The following is a 19,540-nucleotide window of genomic DNA, read 5'->3' as shown; positions in this document are numbered from 1 at the left end:
AAGATGTCTTCTCGATTTCAAATGAAATGGGTAATTGATGATAGAAATACCGAGGTTCTTCTTAGGGAATTTTTAAAAAAGAATGAGATTTCGCGCACGGCGTTAACAGATATAAAATTTAAGGGTGGTCTTCTTCTAGTTAATGATGAGGAAGTAAATGTCCGTTACAGGCTGCAGAATAGGGATGTGGTAACGGTTATCTTTCCGCCTGAAAATCCGAGTGAAGGAGTAAAGGGCGAAGATATTCCGTTAACGATTCTGTATGAAGACGAATTTATCCTCGTTGTCAACAAGCCTGCAGGTATGAATACGATTCCTTCACGCGAACACCCTGCAGGAAGCTTAGCAAATTCACTTGTTGGCTATTATCAACGTATTGGTCTTCAGGCAACGTCGCATATCGTAACCCGTCTTGACAGGGATACATCTGGGATCGTTTTAATTGCCAAGCATCGTCATGTGCATCATCTATTTAGTATGATGCAACAGTCAGGTCAAGTTAAGAGGACATATGAAGCCATTGCCGGAGGCTCGATTGTGGCTGATAGTGGGACTATTGAGGAACCGATTGGCCGCAAAGTAGACAGCATCATTGAAAGAGAAGTTCGCAGTGACGGTCAATCCGCTTGTACCCATTATCGGGTGATCGAGAGATATCCGGGATTTACTTATATTGAACTGGAGCTGGAAACGGGCCGAACCCATCAAATTAGGGTTCATTTGTCCTTCATGGGGCATCCATTGCTCGGAGATGATTTGTATGGGGGAGTTACCACCTTAATTAGAAGACAAGCCCTTCATTGTAAAAAAATTGAATTTATCCACCCGTTCCTGAGGGAGATAATGATTTTTACAGCACCGCTCCCGCAGGAAATGAGAAAGATAGTAGAGGCTGACCCGTTTTAATAGGGAAGCCTCTATTTTTTTGCGAATTTTCAATTGTTGAAACCGTTAAAAAAACTTGTAGAAAAGGATTTAGTATTTGAATTGCTCCCGAAAATTTTCAGAAAGGTGATAAAAATTTGTTGTCTTGGTTTTTTTTAGTCAAATTGCTTAAATTTTTCCTCGATATATGGCATAGTAGAAGCAACAGTGAAAAGTTCCATTTCTGGGTACCTTAAGGCAGTAAGTTTGCCACCAAATACTGCACCGGTATCAATGTTATAGGTATTATTGATGATCCGTGGCTCTTTAACAGGTGTATGTCCGTATACAATACAGGGAGCTCCATGATAGTTTTTGGCCCAATCTCTTCTTACTGGTGAACCATCAAGATTTTTTTTACCCGTAATATCTCCATAAAGAACAAACTCTTTGACCTTCGAATGGGTTTGGCCAATATATTCCTGTTTTATTCCTGCGTGGGCAATAACCAGCCTTTGTTCGTCTAACTGTAAATAAAGAGGAGCTTTTTCGTAAAGCTCCATAAATTTTTTACTAATGGTTTGCTGCTCTTTTTTATTTAATGATTCATATTCCGCAACTGTTGTTTCAAGGCCATGAGCAATTTGGACTTTGTTGCCTAGTAAGAAACGGTATAACTTATTACAATGATTTCCTGGTGTGTAGAATGCCTTTTTATGCTTGATAACCAGCTGCCAAACTATTTCAATCACTTTAATGGATTCTGGTCCACGGTCAGTTAAATCACCAACGAAACCAAGCACTCGAGAGTCAGGATGAACTGGAAACCCACTATCCCAATTGTACCCGAGTTCAATGGTAAGCTCCTTGAATTCCTTTACACACCCATGAATATCGCCAATAATATCAATCTTAATAGAATTCACCCCCTTTTAATCCAATATTTTTTGTAATAACCTTCATTTTTATTAAATATTCTTGCTTTTCGGTTTGAGAGGAGGAACAAACACCACACGGCGACACAGAGCTTCACCTTCATGATCGCTTGATTGTTACAGGTACGAAGGAGTACGCGGATCAACTGAAAAGGGAGCTGGAATTCTGTCAAAGCTGATCTATTTTTTTATTAAAAGTGGCACCTTTTCATTTTTCATAAATTAGTGTAAAATTAGTACCAAGTACTAATAACTTGTATCTATTTTGGGAGGAATTTTTCAATGAGTCTTTCTTTAGCGGGAAAAACATATGTTGTTATGGGTGTAGCCAATAAGCGTAGTATTGCATGGGGAATTGCACGTTCACTGCACAATGCTGGCGCAAGATTAATCTTTACGTATGCAGGTGAAAGAATTGAGAGCAGTGTTCGAGAATTAGCCAATTCTTTAGAGGCCGAAGGAACACTCGTCCTTCCTTGTGATGTAACAAGCGATGAAGCAATTTCAACTTGTTTTGCAGAAATAAAAGAGGCGGTTGGAACGATACATGGGCTAGCACATTGCATCGCATTTGCCAAAACAGAGGAGTTAAAAGGTGAGTTTGTGAACACATCTAGGGATGGCTTCCTGCTTGCACAAAATATAAGCTCCTATTCTCTAACGGCTGTTGCAAAACAAGCAAGTGGCTTGATGGCTGAAGGTGGAAGTATTGTGACATTAACCTATATAGGTGGCGAGCGTGCCATTCCGAACTATAATGTAATGGGTGTAGCGAAAGCATCTCTAGATGCAAGCGTCCGTTATTTAGCTGCTGACCTTGGAAAACACGGTATTCGTGTTAATTCCATATCAGCAGGCCCAATCCGTACCTTATCAGCAAAAGCGATCGGAGAATTCAATTTAATTTTAAGTGAGATTGAAGAAAGAGCACCATTACGCAGAACAACCACACCTGAAGAAGTCGGTGACACGGCCATATTCCTTTTCAGTGACCTATCCCGTGGAATTACAGGCGAAAACATTCATGTGGATTCTGGATTTCATATTCTATAAAATTTCAATTAAAAAGCCCGCAGCTTGCGGGCTTTTTAATTGAACTCAATGAATTTATTGTGAACGAGTATAGGTCTTCCGCATACATATAAAGTGTAGGATTACGTAATGAGGAGGTGCTGTTCATGTCGAAAAAGAAGAGTATAGAACCGCTTATCTATGTTAATCAATCGTTTTCTAGGACTCCTTCAAATAAAAACATGCAGGAAATATATACAAGTAAGCAGGAAAAGGAGCATTTGATTGAAGAAAAGGCAGGAAAAGAAAGCAAACGGAAAATTTCCCTTGCAAAAAAAGAGTTAAAACACGAACCCATCCCGATTGAAGTAGTCAATTCAGAAAATCCTCAACCAATATCATCTGCCCAGGATCAGAAACAACATGCTTCTTTTAAGCGGGTAAAACCCTTCAAGGAAATGGAATTAAACGAGCGCTTAGACTATTTAATTAACTTTCCAAAAGTCCTTCCACCAGTCCCATGTGTCTTTTATACCGCTGAAGAAAGTTATCAGGGTTACCTGGTTGATTATGACAATCATCAGTTAACCATCCAATTTCATGATCAAACGTCGAAAACCTTGTCCCTCAACGAATTAAAGGACGTCATTATGATAGGGATAAAAAAATAAAGAAAAAAAGAGCCAGCCGATTTTCCCGACTGGCTCATTTAATTAATTACAAATTCCCAAGTTAACATCGGCAATACATTGAACGGCACAGAAGCAACGTAGGTCAACTGTAATGCAATCGTTGCTTGCGCGGAATCTTTCAACCTGACAAACTTTAGTAAGGTCAACACAGCATTTGTCCCCACTTGAAATTAGGTTTACTGGAACAAAGTGTCCACCCTCACGGCGTCCTGGTACTAACACACGAAGTGTAGCGCAACAGTTGTCAAATACTTCCTCTACTCGGAAGTGAATGGATACACAAGCATTACTTTCATTGCTGAAGAACGCATGGAACGGTGAACCATCTGCTGTACTTAATACGAATACACGAGTGTCAACTGGCTCTCTCCTAGCTGGTGATGCTAACGTTCCCAGCGGTTCTGAAAAACAACTGGAACACTCTGCACATTCTTCTTCTACAGCGTTATCTTGGATATCTTTAATGGCACGAACTACTTCGCACACACAGTTGCCACTGTGAAAATCGTTATGATCATTTCCACAACCCATTTAATTTTCCTCCTTAATCCGTGATATATATCTTACATTACTAACATATTTCACAGAGCCCTTTTGGGTTACGGACAATTGCCTTATTTAGAAAAATTAGGCGGATTAAATCTTAATTTAAAGATGAAAGGATCAAACTTGCATGAGAATGACATTTTTTAACCTATTTATTTTATCGCTCGCGAGCTTTAGGCTTACAAGATTACTTGTTTTTGATAAAATAACCGAATTTATTCGTGCACCCTTTTTTGATGAAATACAAGAGGAAAATGAAGATGGAGAGGTGGAGGTTTTTTACCTTCCTAAGAAAAACGGGATTAAGAGATTTTTTGGTGAACTTCTTAGCTGTTATTGGTGTACAGGTATTTGGACAGCAGCCCTAATCGTAGGACTATTTTACCTGTACCCAGTCTTGGCAACACCGGTTATCCTTATTCTAGCAGTGGCAGGTTTGGCTGCGATCGTTGAATTAATTGTGCAGTTTTTTCTAGTCTCATAAGAAAGCATAAGCGCAACTACTCCTCTGCCTTTGCCAAACGGCTAGTTTTCTAAAAAAATGACATTCATTGAGACAAGAATTGCATATCCTTCATATTCTATGTAGTGAATAGTTACAGAGGGAGAGAATAAGGTGAATAAGAAAAAGAATAGTAAGGACACGTCACAAACGAATCAAACCTCAAAATCTGTAAAGAAAAAAGGATGCGGCTGTGGTAAAAAAAAGACATCAAAATAATGGTAAGAACTGCTGGGCAACTGGCAGTTTTTTATTTTTTCCTAATGAGCATGGTTCGAAAAATTGCTTTTATCTTGTCATAATTTTTGCCAATGTCGAAAAAACTACATAGAAATAGTCAATATAAAAAACGACAAGGAAAGGAACTCAAATGATCACTATACAGCGCTTTATATTATTCGCTTGTTTTTTATGTTTACTTTCTGCCTGTCATCCTAATCAACCGGTTAAGGATAGTCAGTTAACATTAATGAAAACGACGAATCCTAACGCCATCATAACAGATAAAAATAAAAATCATTCTCGAGTAAAAGAAATTGAAAAGGATGTAAATTCTTTTCCGGAACTTTACGATGTTGCTGTTATCAAAGGGAAGAAGGATATACTTGTTGTTTATAAAGTTAAGCATTTACACCGGTTTGGTATGAAAAAGATTGAAAAGAAGGTAAACAAAATGCTTGAAAAAAAATATCCGAAAGAAAACTTTACTGTTTCAAGCGATTATAAAATTTTTCTCGAAGCTGTGAGGCTAGAGGAGAAAATGAAGTCTCCAAAATTTTCTCATCAACAGGCCGAAAAACGCTTTAAGGAAATCGTCAAAATGACAGAAAATATAAAGTAGGAAAAGGAGCTTGAAGATGGCTAGTAAGGAAAAAAATAAAAATATGACGCTTCAGCAGCGGAACTATCAACAGCTGCAACAAAAGCATGAAATAAAAAGACCGATTGTGAAAAATTGTTTGAAAGCATTTTTGGTTGGCGGAATTATTTGCGTTATTGGCCAGGCGGTTACTTATTTTTATATTTACTTTTTTAACTTTACAGAACAGAGTGCTGGTAATCCAACAGTAGCAACAATGGTCTTTTTATCGATGATATTCACTGGTATAGGTGTCTATGACCGTATTGGACAGTTTGGTGGTGCGGGAAGTGCCGTTCCCGTGACTGGTTTTGGTAACGCCGTTATTTCTGCGGCAATTGAACACCGGACAGAAGGTTTTGTTCTGGGGGTAGGCGGGAATATGTTCAAGCTTGCTGGGTCAGTGATTCTTTTCGGGGTTTTCTCGGCTTTCGTGGTCGCACTAGTTAAAACTCTACTAGTGATTTGGGGGGTTTTGTAATTGTTAAAGGGGCATCAATCATGGGTCTTCACAAACCGTCCGATGATCACGGCAACGGGTGTTACAGGTGGTCCATTTGAAGCGAATGGAAACTTAGCGAATGACTTTGATCTTTTATTTGAAGACTTATGGATGGGAAAAGAGTCCTATGAGAAGGCCCATCGTCATTTACTTGAAGAGGCAATAAAGAGGGCCTTAGATAAAAGAAATCTCGAAAAAGAGCAGATTCAATTTCTATTTGCCGGTGATTTAATCAATCAGATCACACCAACAAGCTTTGCAGCACGGACCATGCAAATTCCCTATTTTGGCCTTTTTGGAGCCTGCTCGACATCAATGGAGGGGCTGGCACTTGCTTCATTCGTTGTAAATTACCAAGGGGCGAAAAATGTGCTTACAGGAGCCTCAAGCCATAATGCAGCTGTAGAGAAGCAATTCCGTTACCCGACAGAATATGGCGGCCAAAAACCACCTACAGCACAATGGACAGTAACTGGAGCGGGGGTAGCCATTATCCAGCCTAATGAACCAGGGCAATTATTCCCGGTGACCACTTCAGCGACAATTGGAAAAGTTGTTGACATGGGATTGACAGACCCATTTAATATGGGCGGGGCTATGGCACCAGCGGCGGCGGATACCATTATGGCTCATTTTCGTGACCTGCAATTGGATCCTTCCCATTATGACTTAATCGTTACAGGTGATCTGGGACGAGTGGGACATGATTCTGCTTTTGAACTTATTAACAAGAGCGGACTGCAAATGGAGCGAAAACAATTTCAGGATTGTGGGTTATTGATATATAAAAACAATCAGCCAGTCCAAGCTGGGGCAAGCGGCGCAGGCTGTTCAGCGACGGTTCTATATGGACATTTATTAAACCAGCTGAAAAAGGGTATATATAAACGGATATTAGTTGTTGCAACCGGGGCATTATTGTCCCCACTCAGCTTTCAGCAAAATGAATCGATTCCGTGTATTGCCCATGCTGTTGCTATTGAGATGAATCAAGAAAAGGGGTAATTTAATGCTCGCGATGTTTTTCTGGGCCTTTATAATTGGCGGATTAATCTGTGTTATCGGACAGCTTTTATTTGATGTAGCAAAATTGACTCCAGGACATACCTTAAGCTTGCTCGTCGTCGTCGGGGCGGTATTGGATGGGTTCGGGCTATATGAACCCCTAACAGATTTTGCTGGGGCAGGGGCGACGATTCCGATTACTAGTTTTGGCAATTCTCTCGTACATGGAGCATTGCAAGATGCTGATAAACATGGAATTATTGGGGTGCTAACGGGGATGTTTCAAGTGACTAGTTCTGGAATCTCAGCAGCGATTATTTTTGGATTTATTGGCGCCCTTGTTTTTAAACCCAAAGGATGAAATACACATTTTTTTCATTCAGTTTATCATTATGTAAGTCATGCCCATACACTTTATTATGTCATTTCATATGTTAGTAATGAGATTACTTAAGTGAGGTGACTATTTTATGTGCTTTGGTGGTTATGGAGGCTGCGGTTACGGAGGCTACGGTTACGGAGGCGGCGGTTTCTACGGCGGTTCAACTTTCGTATTAATCGTGGTGTTATTCATACTTTTAATCATTGTTGGTGCAAGCTTCTATTAATAATCAATGAGCTTGACTCGATGGTAGGGGTTGGCCCTAAAAAGTGGTCAGCCCTTTCTTTACCACTTATTCACCATTTTCTCTTTCCTTCATACAATAAAGTAGTTTATGAAGGAGCGTGATTATTGAATATGGATAATGGGTTCTTTAAAAATATAGAGAAGAAAACGGGCGTTAATATGAAAGATATCTTTGATTTAGCTAATTCCCTACAAAATGCTAATTTTAAAGATGAAAAAACGGTCCGTAATGTGATTCGGAGAGTTTCTCAAATTGCCAATAAGCCGGTAAATAAAGAAATGGAAGATCAAATTGTAAAATCGATCATTAACGATGGGAAGAAGCTTGACTTCAATACAATCACAAACATGATGAATAAAAAATAAAAAGGGAAGACCAACTCCTAATAAATTTAGGAATCGGTCTTCATCTTTTTATTTAGAGGTGCTAAAAACCGCGAGCGATTTGCTTTCTTCCCCCGTCTAGATTGTGGAACTGAGATAAATAACTGTTCCTCTGCACGAGTCATCGCCACATAAAATAACCTTCTTTCCTCCTCAAGAGCAGAAAAATCGCCGCTTCGATGCGCCTCTAAAGAAAAGTCATGGGGCAGGCTGCCATCAACAGCACCAATTAAATAGACGGTTTGATATTCAAGGCCTTTTGCCCGGTGAATTGTACTTAAACTAACAGCATCGGTAAAATGCTTACTAAGGTTTTTGATTTCCTTATTCATTGCTGACATATGCTCGGCATGGGCCAATAATGCCTCTATCGTAGGGAAGCTTTTTGCTGCAACATTTAAATCTTTAAGATCATCTGATCCTTTTTCCAGCTTATTTGCTTCATTCCCTCGTTTCTTCAGAAAATCGAGAAAGCCGATGTCTTTTTCGATTTTTTCGATGGCTGTATGCGGTGGCAACTGCTTTAAGCCGCGAATAACAGTAACCACCTTTTTTAACTTTTTTTCTTGAAAAGCATGTGTAGTTTTCAAGTGGGAGAGCGCCTCAAGAAAACTACAGTCTTTGAGAATACTTTGTGCTTTTACTTCTTTCAGTACGGTCTGTTTTAAAAATAAAAATGGAAGTATCTCGGATATTGCATGTGGGTCATCTTCATTTAAACTAACTTTTAGAAAAGATAAGGTGCTTCTAACAATATAACGGTCATAAAAGCTTTCAGAATCTTGATCCATTTTAAAAGGAAGGTTTGAGCTTGCTAAACGCTCAAATACGGCACGGGAGCCGGCGTTTGTTCGATAAAGAATCGCAAAGTCTGATGGATTTGCCCCTTTTGAAATCCGCTCCTGTATATCTGTGACAATCATCGTTGCTTCTTCCTCTTCATCATAAGGGAAAAATAACAGAGGCAGTGTTCCAGAAGTACATTGTGCCTTCATTTTCTTCGATCTTCGGACTTTATTGGCAGCAATCATTTGATTGGCAGCTGCAACAATTTCATGAGAGGAACGGTAGTTTTGTTCAAGGGTAACCAACTTGGCATAGGGAAAGTCTTTTTCAAATTCTAATAAATAGCTCGGGTCACTGCCCCTAAATGAATAAATCGCTTGATCATCATCCCCAACCGCACAAACATTTTTATGTTTGCCAGATAGTAGTTTGATGAGTTCATACTGGACCTTGTTAATATCTTGAAACTCATCGATTAAAAAATAATGAAAGCGGTTCTGATATTGTTCAAGGAGGGTAGGGGTAGAGCTCAAAAGCTGATAACAGCCAATCAGCATGTCATCAAAGTCAAAAAATCCTTCTCTATGTTTGTATTCTTCATATCGTTTGTAGAGAAAGACGGCTGTTTCTTCCCATTCAGATGCCGGATTTATTTCAGAAGGCATAAGCAACGAGTTTTTCCACAAGCTAATTTGCTGAAGTGCTAAGTCGTAGGCAAATTCTTTATCAGACAAATCAAGTTCCTTGCCAGCGTCCTTGAGAATTTTATCCCGTTGCCATTCTTTTTTCAGCAGGTTGTTTGAAGACCAATTAGCGGCATCATGGAACATAAGAATGCGATAAAAAATACTGTGAAACGTACCGGTTACAATCTGATTGACTTTTGCCCGTCTCATTTGTGGGTATGATTGTAGCCTGTTCTTCATTTCAGCAGCAGCTTTTGACGTGAAGGTAACGAGCATAATTGTCCGTGGATCAATCTGTTTAACTTCAAGCATGTAAGCGGTCCGTGCAGTTAACACTCGTGTTTTGCCACTTCCTGCACCTGCAAGGACTAATAATGAACCTTCAGTATCAAGGACAGCGGCAGTTTGATATTCGTCTAAGACAACGCCGTTTTCTGCTAATTGCTGCAAATAAGGCGGACGGGTAAGCGGCGTGCCTCCATTTGACTGATTAAATGGAACCGTAAATTCAATATGTTTTGCGGCTCTAAAAGGTTCTGCACTAATGGGGTTCTCAGTAATAGTTCTGCCTTTTGGAATTTTAAAACCGTTTCGCTCGATATATTTTTCAGAATCGTCTGTTGTAACTAGTAGAGGACTCGGATCTGGACAATGCTGTTCAAGTAGATGAGTGTGAAAAAAATGTGGAGTGGCCACGTTAATACCCAAATATAATCTAACCTTTTTATGGCATACAGGACAGTTCAGCTCGCCATTTTTTCCAGCGAGATATATTTTTTGATATTGCTCTCGAGCTAAGTGTTCAAGGTCAATACTCTGTTGTTGATATATTGCTGTTTTCATATTTTTAAACCTCTATTTCCCTAAATAAGACCTGTTAATCATAACAAAAACAACTAGTATCCGAAAGTGTTTGCTTGAATATGCAGCAATATAAAAAAGCACTTGCCTCTGAATTTGGGCAAGTGCATCGTTATGTTATATTTTTTTAATCATCGTTTTATGGGGAATTCCCGCATCCAAGAATTCCTCTGAAACAACCTCGTAACCAAGTCCGGCATAAAAGGGAATGGCATGTGTTTGCGCATTTAATTTTAATTTATGAATTTCAAGTTCCCGAGCGTAATTCTCGATTCCATTCATGATTGCTTTTCCTGCACCAGTCTTCCGCACTTCTTTTAAGACGCAAATGCGTTCGACTTTTCCATAGCCATCAACGAAACGAAATCTTCCTGCCCCGATTGGAGAACCATCATGATACATTATAAAATGAGTGGCCTCATCCTCGAATTGGTCGATTTCCTCTTCCAATGGAACATTCTGCTCGTCAATGAAAACTTTCTTTCTAACGGAATATGCTTCTTCAAGTTCTGTTTGATTTTCTACGACTTTAACTGTCAAGTTCAACTATTCCCTTCCGAGACGAAATGTTTCATAAACGGTCCAAGAACCATTTTCTAATTGATAAAGCAGGTGAAAGCGGTCAACCTTTTCTTCATAATTAACTTTGGTCATACGGAGTGAACCAAAGACGTCTGAGTGCTCATCATTGGAAAGATTTTGACCAATGGTAATATGGGGTACAAAGGCATATTCTGAATTTTGTCCACCAAATTCATGATTAATATCGGAATGCAAGGCAGTAAGTTCTTCCGTAGGATCTATTTTAAAATAGATGACATTATTTACTGGTTGAAAAGAGCTTATTTTGGAAGTCTTTAATGTGAAAGGATTTGTATTGCTGGCGATTTGACGTAATTTATCAGCCAAATCTTTAGCATCCACTTCCGTTGCTTCAAAGGCATTTTTAATCGTTAAGTGTGGAGAAATTAGGGAATAGTGTGGGTCATAGCGTTTACGATAAGAATTCACTAAGTCTTGAAGCTTTTTTGATGGGAAAATGACAACTCCAAATTTCATAGGTATACCTCCGTTTAAATGATTTATTTCAATCATATGTTGATTACTATCCGACATGAAAAATAGCTCATTTTATATAGCCTTCCTGATATTATAGCAAATTTTCGAAATATATTAAATAACTTATATTACATGATGGAAACTAGTGACAATAGTTGCATGACTAAAATAACATTTTAAGTGCACGTCTTAAATCTGGCTGCCAATAGGTCCAGGTATGATTCCCAACAAACTCTTCATAAAAATATGTAAATGGTTTCTCAGAGAAAATTTTTGAAAGATCTCTGTTTGGGCTTAGGAAATCACTTACTTTACCATCCGTCATTGGTACTTCCGTTTCTTGATTTCCGATCACATGATAAATTTCAACGAGCTCCGGTTCCGAAAAGTCTCGGGCCAATTCTAACACCTGATCATCCACATAAGGTGACTGCAAAAGCACTTTACCAAAGGTGTGCGGGTATTGAATCGCTGTCATTAACGAGACAGTGGCACCTAAAGAATCCCCAATTAGTGCCCTCGTTGAGCCCATATGGTAGGTCGGAAACTCATTGTCGAGAAAAGGAATTAATTCATGGGCAAGAAAACGAATATATGGCTGATTCTGTGCTCCTTTTGGATGGTATTTCCTGCGTCGATCTTCAACATTCTTGTAGGGTATCCCAACAATAATTAAATTTTCAATTTCTCTTTCAAAAAGAAACTCGTCTGCCAATCGTCCTATCCTGCCAAGTTGAAAATAATCGCGACCATCCTGGGCGATTAGCAGAGAGTATTTATAGAGTGGCGAGAACTTTGCAGGCAGATAAACAAGCAGTTGTATATCTTCTCCCAACTCGATGCTATGAAAGGTAAGTTCTTTGATTGTTCCTTTTGGAAACGCCATATGACAAAACCCCCAATATTTCGATTAATACAAGTGAATTTTATCATATTTCAGCTAAAAATACTTTTAACAAAAGGGTAATGAGCTGTGGAAAGGATAGTTCTAGAAGGTTAGTGGAGGTGTCGGTTTTTTGAACGCATTTCTGGGATGATGGATAGAATGTTTTCCCGTTTAAAGGTGCGGATTTGTTTTCGAAGCATGCAATAGGCACGAATGTACGTGTCATTCACTTCCCTAACAATCAATTTCCGTTGTGATAACTCTTGGTTTTCAGCAAGATAAATCATCTCTAACGGAATATTTTCCTCTATTGAACGAATAAAAAGTCCATCCATGTGAATCTCTCCTTTCTGATACTTATAGTATTATTATATCCAAACATTTGTTCTTTATTCAGGTGGAACAGAACGAATATTCCCTTTTGTTTTATTGTTTTCAAAAAATCGGAGGAATAAAATGTAAAAACGCTTATCGATTTCGAAGTGGGGGTGGAGGTTGTTTTTAGGAAGGAAAGATAAAAAGACATTGACATTCTAAAAAATTTTAATATAATTAAATTTATACTTAATAAGAGATCTGTTAGCTCAGCTGGGAGAGCGCAACCTTGACAGGGTTGAGGTCGGGGGTTCGAACCCCTCACAGGTCATTATCAATCCTAACATCCATTGGATGTTAGGATTTTTTGTTGTTTGTAAACTAATTTTAGGACATTTACAGATCTGTTTAACATGAATATTCCATATAATTTTTAAAATAACAAGAGCTGTAATCATCTGATCACAGCCCCCAATTTTATTCAGCTTCACCAACGACAGTGAACCTTTCATTTATATGCTGAGGATTTTCAATTTCATTCAGTACGGCTATTGCATAGTCAGCATAGCTGATGTAGCTATCGCCTTTTGAATTAACCAGAATGTTATCTTTTCCTGCTTTATATGCTCCAGTTCTTGTTCCTTCAGGATCAAATACTGCAGAAGGACTGATGAATGTCCAAGTTATTTCTGTTGTTTCCTGTAATTCTTGGAGATTTCGTCCCTGACCTTTTGCTGTTGGTTTAAACATATCAGGAAAATCTGGTGTGTCGAGGACCTTAATCGTTTTGTTTTCATCGACATAAAGACTGCCTGCTCCTCCAACAATAATCGCTCTTGTATTTGTTCCTTTAAGCGCCTCAATGAGAGCATGACCAGCGTCAACATGGACTTGCTCTTCACCTAATGGAGCACCAAAAGCATTCACTACTACGTCAAACTGCTTTACATCGTCTGATGTTAGGTCAAGTATATTTTTTTCAATCACTTGTACACTTTTGTCCTTAAGTTTTGAAGCGTCTCTTACAATCGCTGTTACTTGATGTCCGCGGTCGACTGCCTCTTTCAAAATAAAACTACCTGCTTTACCACTAGCACCTATAATGGCAATATTCATTTTTTTATCCTCCTTTTGTTTGATTGTAACAATAATAGTTACAATTTAGTGGTGAAAAAATCTCTTTATTCAAAGAGATCATGTAATATGTCATCAAGTGTTTGCCTAGCTAATTCATTTTCCATCGCGCTCTGTGCACACATGAATTTGTTTTCAAGTGTTGCTTGAATATTTCTACCCACTACACAATCAGGATTGGGGTCTTCATGCATGGCAAAGGTTGTTTCATCTTTTCCTTGAACCGCTTTATAAATCTCCAACAAAGTAATATCGATTGGGTCTTTTGTAAGATTAACTCCAGGAACTCCTGCCTGTGATGTTAACAGTCCAGCTTTTTTTAGCATACTGCTTATGCGTCGGATGACGACTGGATTTGTATTAACACTACTGGCGATGAAATCTGAAGTGGCTCGAGGTTGAAAGGATGCTAATGACAGAATATGAATCGCAACAGCAAATCGACTATTTTTCATAGGAACACCACCGTGTAACAATTATAGTTACAAATAGTAGTGTCTGTCAAATTATTTATTTTTATACAGGGAAAATACAAAAAATTATTCATACTTAACTTACAGTTGAATGATGAATTCAGCTTCATCCTATTATGGATATGCTAGTTCAATCTTCGATCACAAATTTCAAATAATGGGCACTTCTCACATATCGGGGTTGCTTTGCAATGCACCTTCGCATGTTCAACGAGAAGAGCATGGAATTCATTATATAGATTCAAGTCGCTAGGCAATACTTTTTCAATTTGTTTTCTAAAGGCATCATATGATTCAGGCATATTTTTTCCTAGGCGGTAAAATATTCGCTTTGCATATGCGTCCACTATAAAAATTGGAGTATCAAATGCATAAAGCAAGATAACATCAGCCGTTTCCCGGCCGATGCCCTTAATACTTAACAGCTCATTTCGCAATTGAAGCCTATCCACTTTTTTTATCTTATGGATATCATAATCATAGGTTTTAAACCATTCCATATATGCCTTTATTCGCTTTGCTTTAATATTGAAAAAGCCGCTTGGTCTTATAAGTTGGGCAAGGTCTTCAATGGGTAATTGCGCAACCAGTTCAGGATGCAAAAAGGGTTTAATATTTATTAATGCCTTGTCCACATTGGACCAACTTGTATTTTGAACGAGTATGGATCCTATCATCATTTCAAACGCTGTCTCTGCTGGCCACCAGCCTTGAGGACCGTAGTGTTCAAATAATTTGTTGTAAATCAATTGATAATCGTACTTCATTTAATCACCGATTTTCTTCCTATGCCTATAACCGCTTCATTATGCGGATATGAATTTTTGGAGAATTTTTTAGTAGAGAACACGCCATAAATAAAAAGTTGCATATGCTTGCCAATTCGCCCACTTTAATGAAAGTTTTAAGAGCTCTTCTTTTGAGGGCTTTTTCTCTGAACCGGTTAGATGCTTGATGGCGTTATGCAGTCCGACATCATCAATCGGATAAGCCGAGGTAAATCGTAAGCAGCGCATTAACACGTAATTCGCTGTCCATGGACCAATCCCGCGTATATTGGTTAAACTTTTTTCCGCTTCCTTAAGGTTTTCTATTCTCGATAATTTTTCCTTCGTTAATTCCCCGTTGGCCATTAATTGGGCAATGCCAATAATATATTCACTTTTTTTTAAGGTCATTTTAATATCAGCTAAATCTGCAGGTGTTAATTGGGCGATTTGTTCGTAGGTTGGAAAAATCCAATAGTTCCTTCCATTCCATTCGATAGAATCGCCAAACTTTTCGACAAATTGTCTTTTTAAGGTGTAGGCGAATGCTAGATTAATTTGCTGCCCTAAAACTCCCCAGCAGAGGGCCTCAAATAAATCGGGAACGCCAATCACTCGTAATCCGTAAAATTCTTGGACGGGCTCTTTAAGAAGCGGGTCTGTATTTGCCATTGCGTAAAATGGTGCTAAATCGCGATCAAGATCAAACCATTCACGAATGTACCTTACAACCTCAGCCAGCTCCGTCTGTTTATGAGGTTTTAAATCTCCTAAAAACTTAACAATCATTTGATTACGTTCATTTACCTGTATCTGTACTAAGGCCCGCATTTCTCTAAGGACTATTACCCTGGTAATGATTTCGTTTTTGACTTCAAACATACATTCCTTTTTGTTGCGCTCTAAATAGGCAAGATTTGCTTTTATATTAAAATCAACTGGCAACTCCATCACGATATCATTATTGAGTTTTTGCCAACAGTCATTTGTGTTCTTTATATCTGCCACTTTCAGTCCTCCCAATCAATTTCTATTATTATCACAAAAAATTAATTTCGTTATCTTGCTTCTTTATTCTGTAAAACCTAATTTTTCAATGAAATCGGGTTATATTGATAATAACAAAAAACTGGAGGAGGTCACCATGGTTCAAGATATTCAATCCCGTATACAAAGTTTAGATTGGGAAGCTATTCAAAAAGAATTAGATGAACAAGGTTTTGTTAAGCTGCCCCCGATTTTAACGAAAGAAGAATGCGAGTCTTTTATGGAACTGTACAATGATGAACAGCCGTACAGGACGACCATCAATATGACAAGATACCGCTTTGGTAGCGGAGAGTACAAATATTTTTCTTATCCCTTGCCTAAGTTTGTTCAAGGGTTACGAGAATCGTTTTATCCAGAGCTAGCCAAAACAGCAAATCGCTGGTTGGGGTATTTGAAAAAGTCAGAACAGTATCCGAATACACTTGATGATTTTTTAATGACATGTGAAGAAAAGGAGCAAACGAGACCAACACCATTGATCTTAAAATATGAACAAGGTGGATTCAATTGTCTGCATCAGGATCTATACGGGGATGTATTTTTTCCATTTCAAGTAGTCTTTATCCTGAATCAACGCGATCAAGATTATACGGGTGGGGAATTCCTCCTCGTAGAACAAATTCCTCGTGCCCAAAGCAGGGGACACGTCCTTACAGTTGAACAAGGTGGTGCAATTATTTTTCCGACAAACTATCGACTTGCCGAAGGGAAAAAAGGTTATTACAAAAATACACTCCGCCATGGTGTCAGTACGATTACTTCTGGGAAACGGTTTGGTTTAGGGATTATCTTCCATGATTCGAAATAACTTTAAAGTTTCATTATCTTGCTTTTTTATCTTCTGAAACTTACATTCAGTTTAATCCGAAATTATAATAGTAGTAGAGGTGGTCTAAATGAGAATTGAGTTCCAAGAGGATTCTAGTGATGAAATCTTGACAGATGAAAAGTGGCAGGCCATTATCAATAACGATAAATCGTACAATAATCAATTTTTCTATGCTGTTAAGACCACGGGGATTTTCTGTAAGCCGTCATGCCAATCACGCGTTCCCAAAAAAGAAAATGTACGTATTTTTCAAAGCGCAGACCAAGCACTGTTTGCGAACTATCGTCCATGCAAACGATGTAAACCTACCAATGAACGGTTACCTGACAGCGAATGGGTAGACCTCATCACACAATACATTGATAAGAAATACACCCAAAAACTGACACTAGAAATCTTGGCGGATATTAGCCATGGAAGCCCCTATCATTTGCAGCGGACTTTTAAAAAGATTATCGGTATTACGCCCGTTGAATATATTCAACAGATCAGAATAAATACGGCCAAAAATTATTTGCTTCAGTCGGATCGAGCGATTACGGACGTAGCGAAGACAGTTGGTATTTCTAATACGCCTTATTTTATTACTCTATTTAAAAAGATAACGGGACATACTCCTGCACAATATCGTCAATTACATGGAAAAATGAAATATCGGAGGGATTGAAAATTGAAAGCACATAATAAAACACCTGTATATTGGTCACTGCTGAATTATAATGATTGGAATCTATATATTGCCACGACAGAAAATGGGCTTTGTTACGTAGGCTCACAGAACAAGCCATATGAGGAATTGTCTGTTTGGGCAGAAAAACGTTTTCCAGGTAAAACTCTTGTGGAAGACAGAGAGAAGATAAACTGCTATGCAGACGAACTAAAAGAATATTTTGAGGGGAAACGGACGACTTTTACCGTTCCGATCGATTACCATGGGACCGAGTTCCAGCTTGCAGTCTGGAAGGCACTTTGTGAGATTCCATTTGGAGAGACAAAATCCTACTCTGAGATTGCAAACGATATAAATAAACCAGCTGCCGTTCGTGCGGTGGGTACAGCTATTGGGGCCAATCCAGTATTAATTACCGTGCCTTGTCATCGTGTCATAGGAAAGAACGGATCACTTACAGGTTACCGCGGCGGATTAGAGATGAAGACACAGCTCCTCGATTTGGAGCGGCACTGTTTAAAAGGGGGGGTGTGGGGATTATTTTAGATGAGGCTAAAAATTTTTAGTACTGTTTTCTATTAAAAGTAGCTTACTACTGTATTTCATTTCAACGTATAATGAGGATGGATACTATTAAGGAGGGATTTTTCGTGAAATACATAAACATCGCAAACACCGATTTAAAAGTTTCAAATATTATTATGGGCAATATGCGTTTAACACAGCTGTCATTGCTAGAAGCTGAAAAATTAATCCGTACGGCAATGGAAGAGGGGATAAATTTCTTTGATCACGCCGATATTTATGGGCGTGGGAAATGCGAGGAGATTTTTTCAGAAGCGATTCAAATGAATCCTAGTATCCGTGAAAATATGATTTTGCAAAGCAAATGCGGTATTCGCTCTCCAGAAGGTTATTTTGATTTTTCAAAAGACCATATTATTAAGTCAGTTAATGGGATATTGAAGCGATTGAAAACTGAATACCTTGATATTTTACTTCTTCATCGTCCCGATCCATTAATGGAACCTACTGAGGTGGCAGAGGCGTTTGATGAACTTCATAACAGTGGTAAGGTAAAGTATTTTGGTGTATCGAACCATAATCCAGCCCAGATTGAACTATTACAGAAATACATCCCGCATAAATTGGTGGTAAACCAACTGCAGTTTAGCATTGCACACACACCAATGATTGACTCAGGTATTTCTTTAAATATGAAAACTGACCAAGCTGTCAATCGTGATAGTAGCATTTTGGAATATTGCCGTTTGCATGATATTACGATGCAAGCATGGTCTCCCTACCAGCACGGTTTCTTTGAAGGATCCTTCTTAGGTGATTTAGAACGTTTTCCAAAGTTGAACGAGGTGGTTGACAGCATAGCCGAGAAATATGGCGTTACGAACACGGCAATTGCTACTGCCTGGATTACTCGTCATCCGGCAAACATTCAGGTGGTGCTTGGAACTACCAATATTGAACGGATGAAGGACGCATGTAAAGGTGCCGAGATCACCTTGACGAGAGAAGAATGGTATCAGATTTATAAAGCTGCCGGGAATATCGTTCCGTAACCAGGATAATTAAATAGGGTGTGGAGGACCTCCTTTAAAAACCGAGGATCATCCACCCCTTTTTATTATTGTTTATTTTCAATTTCCATCTTTTCACAGATCCTTCTTAAGACAGTCAAGACCTCTATTATCTTGAACAGGAAGAGGCTCTGGTCATCTACCAGCGTGACGATACCATTTTACATCTTTATACCGATATTTGTGAGGATAATATTGAGTTAAAGAGTATTTTAAATAAGATTGCTGATGAAAGTATCACCAAAATTGTCTTTCACTATCATCCTGATGAAAACAAGATTCCTCTCGAAATTCAGCCGTACAAATCTAATTTATTTGTTAAAAATATTACAGGCATTACACTGCCAGATCAGTTCAAACACCCGATAACCTCTCAGGCTTAATAAAATAATGAACCACGTTTGCATTTGAAAAGACCTGCCCTAACATGAAAAATGAAAAGGAGCAGGGCTTTTTTGTAAAAAACAAGGGTGGTGCTGACACTTCTGAAATAAATGAAAC

25 protein-coding genes and 1 tRNA gene are annotated in these 19,540 nt (G+C 38.6%); 15 read left to right on the top strand and 11 right to left on the bottom strand.

Annotated elements, in window-relative coordinates; all coding sequences use genetic code 11:
* Positions 1 to 3: 3 nt before the first annotated feature.
* Positions 4 to 906, top strand: a complete 903-nt coding sequence (locus M5A78_RS03000; protein ID WP_248733809.1) for an RluA family pseudouridine synthase — start codon at positions 4 to 6, stop codon at positions 904 to 906.
* Positions 907 to 1,040: 134 nt separating this feature from the next.
* Here M5A78_RS03000 and prpE read toward each other — a convergent pair whose 3' ends face one another.
* Entirely contained in the window at positions 1,041 to 1,781 is a 741-nt protein-coding gene (gene prpE, locus M5A78_RS02995; RefSeq protein ID WP_248734010.1) for a bis(5'-nucleosyl)-tetraphosphatase PrpE, read from the bottom strand.
* Between the two features lie 300 nt (positions 1,782 to 2,081).
* On the opposite strand from prpE, the gene fabI reads away from it, so the two are divergent.
* Entirely contained in the window at positions 2,082 to 2,852 is a 771-nt protein-coding gene (gene fabI / locus M5A78_RS02990) for an enoyl-ACP reductase FabI (protein ID WP_248733808.1), read from the top strand.
* A 125-nt stretch (positions 2,853 to 2,977) separates the two neighbouring features.
* Positions 2,978 to 3,481, top strand: coding sequence for a CotO family spore coat protein (locus M5A78_RS02985; protein WP_248733807.1), 504 nt, complete (start codon positions 2,978 to 2,980; stop codon positions 3,479 to 3,481).
* A 42-nt stretch (positions 3,482 to 3,523) separates the two neighbouring features.
* Here M5A78_RS02985 and M5A78_RS02980 read toward each other — a convergent pair whose 3' ends face one another.
* Positions 3,524 to 4,033: a CotY/CotZ family spore coat protein gene (locus tag M5A78_RS02980; RefSeq protein WP_248733806.1), complete on the bottom strand. Its 510-nt coding sequence runs from the start codon at positions 4,031 to 4,033 to the stop codon at positions 3,524 to 3,526.
* A gap of 142 nt (positions 4,034 to 4,175) precedes the next feature.
* On the opposite strand from M5A78_RS02980, the gene M5A78_RS02975 reads away from it, so the two are divergent.
* The 7 genes from M5A78_RS02975 to M5A78_RS02945 all read left to right on the top strand — a co-directional run bounded on the left by M5A78_RS02975 (position 4,176) and on the right by M5A78_RS02945 (position 7,910).
* Entirely contained in the window at positions 4,176 to 4,532 is a 357-nt protein-coding gene (locus tag M5A78_RS02975; RefSeq protein ID WP_248733805.1) for a DUF1360 domain-containing protein, read from the top strand.
* Between the two features lie 388 nt (positions 4,533 to 4,920).
* Positions 4,921 to 5,391, top strand: a complete 471-nt coding sequence (locus tag M5A78_RS02970; RefSeq protein ID WP_248733804.1) for a YhcN/YlaJ family sporulation lipoprotein — start codon at positions 4,921 to 4,923, stop codon at positions 5,389 to 5,391.
* A 16-nt stretch (positions 5,392 to 5,407) separates the two neighbouring features.
* Positions 5,408 to 5,890 carry a stage V sporulation protein AC gene (gene spoVAC, locus M5A78_RS02965; protein WP_248733803.1) on the top strand — a complete coding sequence of 161 codons (483 nt, stop codon included), beginning with the start codon at positions 5,408 to 5,410 and terminating at the stop codon, positions 5,888 to 5,890.
* Positions 5,891 to 6,916 (top strand): stage V sporulation protein AD, encoded by a 1,026-nt coding sequence (gene spoVAD, locus M5A78_RS02960; RefSeq protein ID WP_248733802.1) that lies wholly within the window; start codon positions 5,891 to 5,893, stop codon positions 6,914 to 6,916.
* A 4-nt stretch (positions 6,917 to 6,920) separates the two neighbouring features.
* On the top strand, positions 6,921 to 7,277 hold the full coding sequence (gene spoVAE, locus M5A78_RS02955; RefSeq protein WP_248733801.1) for a stage V sporulation protein AE: 357 nt from the start codon (positions 6,921 to 6,923) through the stop codon (positions 7,275 to 7,277).
* 109 nt (positions 7,278 to 7,386) lie between these two features.
* Entirely contained in the window at positions 7,387 to 7,524 is a 138-nt protein-coding gene (locus tag M5A78_RS02950) for a YjcZ family sporulation protein (protein ID WP_248733800.1), read from the top strand.
* A 131-nt stretch (positions 7,525 to 7,655) separates the two neighbouring features.
* Positions 7,656 to 7,910: a stage VI sporulation protein F gene (locus M5A78_RS02945; RefSeq protein WP_248734009.1), complete on the top strand. Its 255-nt coding sequence runs from the start codon at positions 7,656 to 7,658 to the stop codon at positions 7,908 to 7,910.
* Between the two features lie 26 nt (positions 7,911 to 7,936).
* Here the strand turns inward: M5A78_RS02945 and M5A78_RS02940 are convergent, their stop codons facing one another.
* The 5 genes from M5A78_RS02940 to M5A78_RS02920 all read right to left on the bottom strand — a co-directional run bounded on the left by M5A78_RS02940 (position 7,937) and on the right by M5A78_RS02920 (position 12,541).
* Positions 7,937 to 10,243: an ATP-dependent helicase gene (locus M5A78_RS02940; protein WP_248733799.1), complete on the bottom strand. Its 2,307-nt coding sequence runs from the start codon at positions 10,241 to 10,243 to the stop codon at positions 7,937 to 7,939.
* Between the two features lie 135 nt (positions 10,244 to 10,378).
* A complete protein-coding gene (locus M5A78_RS02935) occupies positions 10,379 to 10,801 on the bottom strand; it encodes a GNAT family N-acetyltransferase (RefSeq protein ID WP_248734008.1) in 423 nt (140 codons plus the stop codon).
* A gap of 6 nt (positions 10,802 to 10,807) precedes the next feature.
* The gene (locus M5A78_RS02930) at positions 10,808 to 11,320 is read right to left on the bottom strand and encodes a YjcG family protein (RefSeq protein WP_248733798.1); all 513 of its coding nucleotides are present in this window, start codon (positions 11,318 to 11,320) and stop codon (positions 10,808 to 10,810) included.
* Between the two features lie 163 nt (positions 11,321 to 11,483).
* A complete protein-coding gene (locus M5A78_RS02925; protein ID WP_248733797.1) occupies positions 11,484 to 12,206 on the bottom strand; it encodes an alpha/beta hydrolase in 723 nt (240 codons plus the stop codon).
* Positions 12,207 to 12,316: 110 nt separating this feature from the next.
* Positions 12,317 to 12,541 (bottom strand): hypothetical protein, encoded by a 225-nt coding sequence (locus M5A78_RS02920; protein ID WP_248733796.1) that lies wholly within the window; start codon positions 12,539 to 12,541, stop codon positions 12,317 to 12,319.
* A gap of 238 nt (positions 12,542 to 12,779) precedes the next feature.
* Here M5A78_RS02920 and M5A78_RS02915 point away from each other — a divergent pair.
* Positions 12,780 to 12,852, top strand: a tRNA-Val gene (locus M5A78_RS02915).
* Between the two features lie 146 nt (positions 12,853 to 12,998).
* Here M5A78_RS02915 and M5A78_RS02910 read toward each other — a convergent pair.
* The 4 genes from M5A78_RS02910 to M5A78_RS02895 form a co-directional block, all read right to left on the bottom strand.
* Entirely contained in the window at positions 12,999 to 13,637 is a 639-nt protein-coding gene (locus M5A78_RS02910; RefSeq protein ID WP_248733795.1) for an NAD(P)-dependent oxidoreductase, read from the bottom strand.
* Positions 13,638 to 13,702: 65 nt separating this feature from the next.
* Positions 13,703 to 14,110 (bottom strand): Rrf2 family transcriptional regulator, encoded by a 408-nt coding sequence (locus M5A78_RS02905; protein WP_248733794.1) that lies wholly within the window; start codon positions 14,108 to 14,110, stop codon positions 13,703 to 13,705.
* Positions 14,111 to 14,253: 143 nt separating this feature from the next.
* Positions 14,254 to 14,895 (bottom strand): endonuclease III domain-containing protein, encoded by a 642-nt coding sequence (locus M5A78_RS02900; RefSeq protein WP_248733793.1) that lies wholly within the window; start codon positions 14,893 to 14,895, stop codon positions 14,254 to 14,256.
* Between the two features lie 69 nt (positions 14,896 to 14,964).
* The gene (locus tag M5A78_RS02895; RefSeq protein ID WP_248734007.1) at positions 14,965 to 15,846 is read right to left on the bottom strand and encodes a DNA-3-methyladenine glycosylase family protein; all 882 of its coding nucleotides are present in this window, start codon (positions 15,844 to 15,846) and stop codon (positions 14,965 to 14,967) included.
* Positions 15,847 to 16,039: 193 nt separating this feature from the next.
* Between M5A78_RS02895 and M5A78_RS02890 the strand changes: the two genes are divergently transcribed.
* From M5A78_RS02890 to M5A78_RS02875, 4 genes are all read left to right on the top strand, one after another.
* Positions 16,040 to 16,753 carry a 2OG-Fe(II) oxygenase gene (locus M5A78_RS02890; protein ID WP_248733792.1) on the top strand — a complete coding sequence of 238 codons (714 nt, stop codon included), beginning with the start codon at positions 16,040 to 16,042 and terminating at the stop codon, positions 16,751 to 16,753.
* Between the two features lie 88 nt (positions 16,754 to 16,841).
* Complete coding sequence (locus M5A78_RS02885) at positions 16,842 to 17,441, top strand: bifunctional transcriptional activator/DNA repair enzyme AdaA (RefSeq protein ID WP_248733791.1); 600 nt, start codon at positions 16,842 to 16,844, stop codon at positions 17,439 to 17,441.
* A gap of 3 nt (positions 17,442 to 17,444) precedes the next feature.
* Positions 17,445 to 17,990, top strand: a complete 546-nt coding sequence (locus tag M5A78_RS02880) for a methylated-DNA--[protein]-cysteine S-methyltransferase (protein WP_248733790.1) — start codon at positions 17,445 to 17,447, stop codon at positions 17,988 to 17,990.
* A gap of 104 nt (positions 17,991 to 18,094) precedes the next feature.
* Positions 18,095 to 19,021 carry an aldo/keto reductase gene (locus tag M5A78_RS02875; protein ID WP_248733789.1) on the top strand — a complete coding sequence of 309 codons (927 nt, stop codon included), beginning with the start codon at positions 18,095 to 18,097 and terminating at the stop codon, positions 19,019 to 19,021.
* Positions 19,022 to 19,540: the final 519 nt, after the last annotated feature.

The sequence above is a fragment of the Neobacillus rhizosphaerae genome (assembly GCF_937468385.1).
Taxonomy (GTDB): domain Bacteria; phylum Bacillota; class Bacilli; order Bacillales; family Cytobacillaceae; genus Neobacillus; species Neobacillus rhizosphaerae.
Note: the sequence above shows the minus strand (reverse complement) of the source record. Positions and strands in the feature narration are given on the sequence as shown.

Excerpts from the sequence above, each read along its gene's own strand:
- M5A78_RS03000 (WP_248733809.1), top strand. The coding sequence starts at position 4 with ATGTCTTCTCGATTTCAAATGAAATGGGTAATTGATGATAGAAATACC.
- fabI (WP_248733808.1), top strand. The coding sequence starts at position 2,082 with ATGAGTCTTTCTTTAGCGGGAAAAACATATGTTGTTATGGGTGTAGCC.
- M5A78_RS02985 (WP_248733807.1), top strand. The coding sequence starts at position 2,978 with ATGTCGAAAAAGAAGAGTATAGAACCGCTTATCTATGTTAATCAATCG.
- M5A78_RS02980 (WP_248733806.1), bottom strand. The coding sequence starts at position 4,033 with ATGGGTTGTGGAAATGATCATAACGATTTTCACAGTGGCAACTGTGTG.
- M5A78_RS02975 (WP_248733805.1), top strand. The coding sequence starts at position 4,176 with ATGAGAATGACATTTTTTAACCTATTTATTTTATCGCTCGCGAGCTTT.
- M5A78_RS02970 (WP_248733804.1), top strand. The coding sequence starts at position 4,921 with ATGATCACTATACAGCGCTTTATATTATTCGCTTGTTTTTTATGTTTA.
- spoVAC (WP_248733803.1), top strand. The coding sequence starts at position 5,408 with ATGGCTAGTAAGGAAAAAAATAAAAATATGACGCTTCAGCAGCGGAAC.
- spoVAE (WP_248733801.1), top strand. The coding sequence starts at position 6,921 with ATGCTCGCGATGTTTTTCTGGGCCTTTATAATTGGCGGATTAATCTGT.
- M5A78_RS02950 (WP_248733800.1), top strand. The coding sequence starts at position 7,387 with ATGTGCTTTGGTGGTTATGGAGGCTGCGGTTACGGAGGCTACGGTTAC.
- M5A78_RS02945 (WP_248734009.1), top strand. The coding sequence starts at position 7,656 with ATGGATAATGGGTTCTTTAAAAATATAGAGAAGAAAACGGGCGTTAAT.
- M5A78_RS02940 (WP_248733799.1), bottom strand. The coding sequence starts at position 10,243 with ATGAAAACAGCAATATATCAACAACAGAGTATTGACCTTGAACACTTA.
- M5A78_RS02930 (WP_248733798.1), bottom strand. The coding sequence starts at position 11,320 with ATGAAATTTGGAGTTGTCATTTTCCCATCAAAAAAGCTTCAAGACTTA.
- M5A78_RS02925 (WP_248733797.1), bottom strand. The coding sequence starts at position 12,206 with ATGGCGTTTCCAAAAGGAACAATCAAAGAACTTACCTTTCATAGCATC.
- M5A78_RS02920 (WP_248733796.1), bottom strand. The coding sequence starts at position 12,541 with ATGGATGGACTTTTTATTCGTTCAATAGAGGAAAATATTCCGTTAGAG.
- M5A78_RS02910 (WP_248733795.1), bottom strand. The coding sequence starts at position 13,637 with ATGAATATTGCCATTATAGGTGCTAGTGGTAAAGCAGGTAGTTTTATT.
- M5A78_RS02905 (WP_248733794.1), bottom strand. The coding sequence starts at position 14,110 with ATGAAAAATAGTCGATTTGCTGTTGCGATTCATATTCTGTCATTAGCA.
- M5A78_RS02900 (WP_248733793.1), bottom strand. The coding sequence starts at position 14,895 with ATGAAGTACGATTATCAATTGATTTACAACAAATTATTTGAACACTAC.
- M5A78_RS02895 (WP_248734007.1), bottom strand. The coding sequence starts at position 15,846 with ATGGAGTTGCCAGTTGATTTTAATATAAAAGCAAATCTTGCCTATTTA.
- M5A78_RS02890 (WP_248733792.1), top strand. The coding sequence starts at position 16,040 with ATGGTTCAAGATATTCAATCCCGTATACAAAGTTTAGATTGGGAAGCT.
- M5A78_RS02885 (WP_248733791.1), top strand. The coding sequence starts at position 16,842 with ATGAGAATTGAGTTCCAAGAGGATTCTAGTGATGAAATCTTGACAGAT.